We start from the raw sequence: 6,076 nt of genomic DNA, 5'->3' as shown, positions 1-6,076 counted from the left end.
ACCCCCGCCGGCGCCGCCCGCGCCCCCAGCGCCGCCGGACAAACCGGTTTGGTTGTTCAGCCCACCCATGCCGCCGGCGCCACCGCTCCCGCCGGGGCCGAACAGCCCGGCGTGACCGCCGGCCCCGCCCGCACCGCCGACCGAACTGGTCGTGCTGTTGAGGCCGCTGCCGGCGCCGCCCCCGTTGCCACCGCTTCCGGCGATGCCCGCCAGCAAGCCGGCATTGCCGCCCAGGCCACCGGCTCCGCCGCTGCCCCCGGGAGTGCTGCCGTTGCCGTTCGCGCCGCTCGCCCCGCTTCCGGCGGCGCCGCCGTTGCCCCACAGCCAGGCGTTGCCCCCCGAGCCGCCGCTGCCGCCGGCACCGCCTACGGCGCCGGCCGTTCCGCCGTTGCCGCCGGCACCGCCGCTGCCGATCAACCCGGCGGCTCCGCCGTTACCGCCATTGAGGCCGGAGCCCGTCGGCTGCGAGAAGCCGTTGCCGCCGTTGCCGTACAGCAGTCCAGCGGGCTGACCGTTCGGGCTGGCCGCGGTGCCGTCGGCACCGTTGCCGATCAAGGGGCGCCCGAGCAGCGCCTCGGTGGGCGCGTTGATCGCGTTGAGCGCGTCCTGCTCGAGGGTCTGCAAGGGCGTTAGAGGCGACGCGTTGGCGGCCTCGGAGACCGCGTAGGAGAGGCCGGCGCCGTTCAGCAGACCTGCGAATCGGTCGTGGAACGCCGACGCCTGCGCGCTGAGCGTTTGGTAGGCCTGGCCGTACTCGCCGAACAGCGCCGAAACCGCGGCTGACACCTCGTCGGAGGCCGCCGCCTGGATCTGGGCCGTCGGGGCCAGGGCCGCCGCGTTTGCCGCGCTGAGCGCCGACCGGATTCCGGCCAAGTCGGTGGCCGCCGACGCCACGATGTCAGGCGAAGCGATGACAAAGGACATGTCTGACCTCCCGGGTCGGCGCGAAGCTTAGCGCCAGTGCGTACCGATTGCCGGAATTTCGCAAATTTTACAGGCAGTTCGCAGGAAATGACCCGGAGTCTGATGACCAACGGTCGGGTGTTAATCCACGCGCGCGTCCCTTAGCCGCCGCGCGAGGCGCTCGGTGAACTCGGCGACGAGCGCGGGCCTGTCCAGGGCGAACCGGGCGGCGGTGGCGCGATCGCCGTCCTCGTTGTGCCGCACCAGGATTGGGACGCCGTCGTGGGCGATCGCGTCGAAGGCGTCCTCGTCGGTGATGTCGTCGCCGAGATAGACCGGCAGCAGCGGACCCGCGCCGGCCTCGCGCAGGTGGTTCATCACCCAGCGCAGGGTTTTCCCCTTGTCCCAGTCGATATCCGGGCGCAGCTCGATGACTTCGCGGCCCGTCGTCACCCGGAGTTCGTCGCGCCGGCCCGCCGCGCGCACCGCCGCGGCCACCTCGCCGACCCGATCGCGCGCGGCGTTGCGGTAGTGGACCGCAACGCCAAACCGCTTGTGCTCCACCACTACTCCGCGAATCGACCCGAGCCGGTCGCGCAGCTCGGCGGCCGCCTGTGCCAGCACCGGTATGGCCGCCGCCGCGTCCTCGTTTTGGTGGTGTGTGCCGTCGGGCGCGGTCAGCTCGAAACCGTGGCTGCCGGCATACCAGATGCCGGGAACGCCGAGACGCGTTGTCACGTCGGCGAGGTCGCGGCCGGACAGCACCGCGACCGGGCATTGCGCGGCCAGGCTTCGCAGCGCCGCGACCGCACCGTCGACGGGGCGCGCCGCGTCGGGATCGTCGACGATGTCCGACAGCGTGCCGTCGAAGTCGTAGAACACCGCCGGTGTCCGGTCGGCCAGCAGGCCGAGCGCCTGCGCGGCATCGGGCAGCTGGGACATGCGACGGTCCCCGGCGCGCACGGCGACCTCACCCGCGTCGGTGACGACCAACGCAAAGCCCCCGTCCCGCGCGGCTCGAATGGACGCCTCGTCGGCGGTGATCACGGCACACCGGCCCGGCCGCACCGCTAGCCGCTCGGCCGCCGCGGCAAGCTCATCGCCCGACTCGAAGACACCGGTGCCGACGCCGGCTTCGCTCAGTTCCCGGGCCAGCGTCGGAGGGGGCGTCACGGCGGCGTCGAGCAGCACCGCGTCGTGGCGGCGCGGGTCGATGGTGACCGGCATCCACCAACCTTCCCAGGACTATGGTATCGAACATACATTCGATAGACTGCGGGTTGTGGGCTGGTATGGGTTGGTTTAATGGACCGCCGAGCTGGGCGGAAATGGAGCGGGTGCTCGACGGCAAGCCGCGCCACGCCGGCGCGCCGCCGGAACTTCCGGAGGACGCACCGTTGTCGCGCAAGCGCGCGTCGTACCGGCCGCCGGGCGACACCCGGGCGGCCCGCTCGCCGGCCGCTCCTTCCGTTGCCTATGCCGAGTTGCACGCGCATTCGGCGTTCAGCTTCCTCGACGGGGCCAGCACCCCGGAGGAGCTGGTCGAGGAGGCTGCCCGGCTGGGTTTGCGCGCCCTGGCGCTCACCGACCACGACGGGCTGTACGGGGCGGTGCGGTTCGCCGAGGCGGCCGCCGAACTCGAGCTGCGCACCGTATTCGGCGCCGAGCTGTCGCTGGGCGGCGAGGCCCGCACCGAGACGCCGGATCCGGCCGGCCCGCACCTGCTGGTGCTGGCCCGCGGCCCCGAAGGTTACCGACGGCTGTCGCGGCAACTGGCCGCGGCGCACCTGGCCGGCGGGGAGAAGGGCAAGCCGCGCTACGACATCGACGCGCTGACCGAGGCGGCGGGCGGGCACTGGCACATCCTCACCGGGTGTCGCAAAGGCCATGTGCGCCACGCGCTTTCCGACGGAGGGCCGGATGCGGCGGAGCGGGCCCTGGCCGACCTGGTGGACCGGTTCGGTGCCGGACGGGTCAGCGTCGAGCTGACCCATCACGGCCAGCCGCTGGACGACGAACGCAACGCGGCGCTGGCCGCGCTGGCCCCGCGCTTCGGCGTCGGCGTCGTCGCCACCACCGGTGCCCATTTCGCCCACCCGTCGCGGCGCCGGCTGGCCATGGCGATGGGCGCCATCCGGGCGCGGCAGTCGCTGGATGCCGCCGCCGGGTGGCTGGCCCCGCTGGGGGGTTCGCATCTGCGCTCCGGCGAGGAGATGGCCCGGCTGTTCGCGCAGCGGCCCGACGCGGTGACCGCGGCCGCCGAGCTCGGCGAGCAGTGCGCGTTCGGGCTGGCGCTGATCGCCCCGCAGCTGCCGCCGTACCCGGATGTACCCGCGGGCTCCACCGAGGACAGCTGGCTGCGCCGGCTGACCATGGCCGGGGCGCGCGAGCGCTACGGGCTCCCCGAATCAGCGCCGCGCGCGTACTCCCAGATCGAGCACGAACTGAAAGTGATTGCGCAGCTGCAGTTCCCGGGTTACTTCCTGGTTGTGCACGACATCGCCCGGTTCTGCCGGGACAACAACATCCTGTGCCAGGGCAGGGGATCGGCGGCCAATTCCGCGGTCTGCTACGCGCTCGGCGTCACCGCGGTCGACCCGGTGGCCAACGAGCTGCTGTTCGAGCGCTTCCTGTCGCCGGCGCGCGACGGGCCGCCCGACATCGACATGGACATCGAGTCCGACCAGCGCGAAAAGGTCATCCAGTACGTCTACGACAAATACGGCCGCGACTACGCCGCCCAGGTCGCCAACGTCATCACCTACCGGGGGCGGATCGCGGTGCGCGACATGGCCCGCGCGCTGGGCTTCTCGCAGGGACAGCAGGACGCGTGGAGCAAGCAGATCAGCACCTGGAACGGCCTCGCTGATTCTGCCGATGTCGAGGGCATTCCCGAGCAGGTCATCGAGCTGGCCACGCAGATCCGGAACCTGCCGCGGCACATGGGCATTCATTCCGGCGGCATGGTGATCTGCGACCGCCCGATCGCCGACGTGTGCCCGGTGGAGTGGGCCCGCATGGAGAACCGCAGCGTGTTGCAGTGGGACAAGGACGACTGCGCGGCAATCGGTTTGGTGAAATTCGACCTGCTCGGGCTGGGCATGCTCTCGGCCCTGCACTACGCCATCGACCTGGTGGCCGAGCACAAGGGCATCGAGGTGGACCTGGCCCGGCTCGACCTCACCGAGCCCGCGGTGTACGAGATGCTCTCGCGCGCCGATTCCGTCGGCGTGTTCCAGGTGGAGTCGCGCGCGCAGATGGCCACCCTGCCGAGGCTGCGGCCGCGCATCTTCTACGACCTGGTGGTGGAGGTCGCGCTGATCCGCCCCGGCCCCATCCAGGGCGGGTCGGTGCACCCCTACATTCGGCGGCGCAACGGCCTGGACCCGGTCGTCTACGACCACCCGTCCATGGAACCGGCGCTGCGAAAGACATTGGGGGTGCCGCTCTTTCAGGAACAGTTGATGCAGCTCGCCGTCGACTGCGCGGGCTTCTCAGCGGCCGAGGCCGACCAACTGCGGCGCGCGATGGGCTCCAAGCGTTCGGCCGAGCGGATGCGGCGGCTCCGGGGCAGGTTCTACGACGGCATGCGCGCGCTGCACGGCGCCGCCGACGAGGTGATCGACCGCACCTACGAAAAGCTGGAAGCGTTCGCCAATTTCGGCTTCCCCGAAAGCCACGCGTTGTCCTTCGCGTCGCTGGTGTTCTACTCGTCGTGGTTCAAGCTGCACCACCCGGCGGCGTTCTGCGCGGCGCTGCTGCGCGCGCAGCCGATGGGTTTCTACTCGCCCCAGTCGCTGGTGGCCGACGCACGCCGGCACGGCGTGGTGGTGCGCGGCCCGGACGTCAACGCCAGCCTGGCGCACGCCACCCTCGAGAACGGCGGCACGGAGGTTCGCCTCGGGCTGGGCGCCGTTCGCCACATCGGCGACGACCTCGCCGGGCAACTGGTCGAGGAACGAAAAGCCAACGGCCCGTTCGCCTCCCTGCTGGACTTGACGTCCCGGCTGCAGTTGAGCGTGCCGCAGGCCGAGGCGCTGGCCACGGCCGGGGCGCTGGCCTGCTTCGGCATGTCCCGGCGCGAGGGACTGTGGGCGGCCGGGGCCGCGGCCACCCAACGCCCGGACCGGTTGCCCGGCGTGGGGGCCCACGGTGCTGATGGGTCGCACATTCCGGCGCTGCCGGGGATGAGCGAGCTGGAGCTGGCCGCCGCCGACGTGTGGGCCACCGGCGTCTCCCCGGACAGCTATCCGACGCAGTTCCTCCGTTCGGATTTGGACGCGCTGGGCGTGGTGCCCGCCGAGGCACTGCTTTCCGTGCCCGACGGCGACCGCGTGCTGATCGCCGGCGCGGTGACCCACCGGCAGCGGCCCGGCACGGCCCAAGGGGTGACGTTCCTCAACCTCGAGGACGAGACCGGGATGGTCAACGTGCTCTGCACGCCGGGGGTGTGGGCGCGGCATCGCAAGCTGGCCAACACGGCGGCGGCGCTGCTGGTGTGCGGCCAGGTCCAAAACGCCAGCGGCGCAGTCACCGTCGTGGCCGAGCGGTTGGGCCGGATCACCCTGAGCGTGGATTCGAGGTCCCGCGATTTCCGTTAGAAACGTGAATAAGAAACCAAATTGATTTCCGTTGCCCGAGTTGACATTGCTGATCCGCCGCATCGTAGACTGTCGAAAAGCGCGTCGTAGCCTCTCGAAAAGACGGTTGCGCCTTACAGACTGGTGCGTGAATGGCTGCTCTTGATCAGAACGAACCGGACTCCAGGTTGCTCTCGAAAAGGTTCGTCCGCCTGCGCCTCATGGCCGCGGCTCAGCGTTGGTTCAATGTTTCAAGGGAGGCCGAATGAAGTTCACGCTCGCTCGTTATGGCGCTGCGGCACTGGGTTGTGCTGCGGCGCTTGTTCTTTCTCCCGCGGTTGCCAGCGCTGATCCGCCCGACCCGCACATGCCGGACATGACGAAAGGCTTCTGCCCGGGTGGTCGCTGGGGTTACGGCAATTTGGCCGTGTGCGACGGCGAGAAGTACCCCGACGGGTCGTTTTGGCACCAGTGGATGAAAACCTGGCTGGTCGGCCCCCAGTTCTACTACGACTGCGTCGGCGGCGACGAACCCCTCCCCGGCCCGCCGCCGACGCAGTCGTAGTAGAACTGGGGGCCGACCAGCCAGGTTT

At 70.7% G+C, this 6,076-nt stretch carries 4 protein-coding genes; 2 read left to right on the top strand and 2 right to left on the bottom strand.

Annotated features, from left to right (window positions below):
* Window positions 1–924 (bottom strand): PE family protein (locus BST11_RS26405; protein WP_142276599.1); only part of this gene is annotated, 924 nt, incomplete at its 3' end.
* Window positions 925–1,044: 120 nt separating this feature from the next.
* Complete coding sequence (gene otsB / locus BST11_RS26400; RefSeq protein ID WP_083141123.1) at window positions 1,045–2,130, bottom strand: trehalose-phosphatase; 1,086 nt, start codon at window positions 2,128–2,130, stop codon at window positions 1,045–1,047.
* Window positions 2,131–2,195: 65 nt separating this feature from the next.
* On the opposite strand from otsB, the gene BST11_RS26395 reads away from it, so the two are divergent.
* Both BST11_RS26395 and BST11_RS26390 read left to right on the top strand, forming a co-directional pair.
* Window positions 2,196–5,504 (top strand): error-prone DNA polymerase, encoded by a 3,309-nt coding sequence (locus BST11_RS26395; protein ID WP_083141122.1) that lies wholly within the window; start codon window positions 2,196–2,198, stop codon window positions 5,502–5,504.
* Window positions 5,505–5,748: 244 nt separating this feature from the next.
* Window positions 5,749–6,048, top strand: coding sequence for a hypothetical protein (locus BST11_RS26390; protein WP_083141121.1), 300 nt, complete (start codon window positions 5,749–5,751; stop codon window positions 6,046–6,048).
* Window positions 6,049–6,076: the final 28 nt, after the last annotated feature.

Origin of the sequence: Mycobacterium alsense (assembly GCF_002086635.1) — a bacterium.
GTDB classification, from domain to species: Bacteria; Actinomycetota; Actinomycetes; order Mycobacteriales; family Mycobacteriaceae; genus Mycobacterium; species Mycobacterium alsense.
This window is presented reverse-complemented; position numbering and strand designations above follow the sequence as displayed.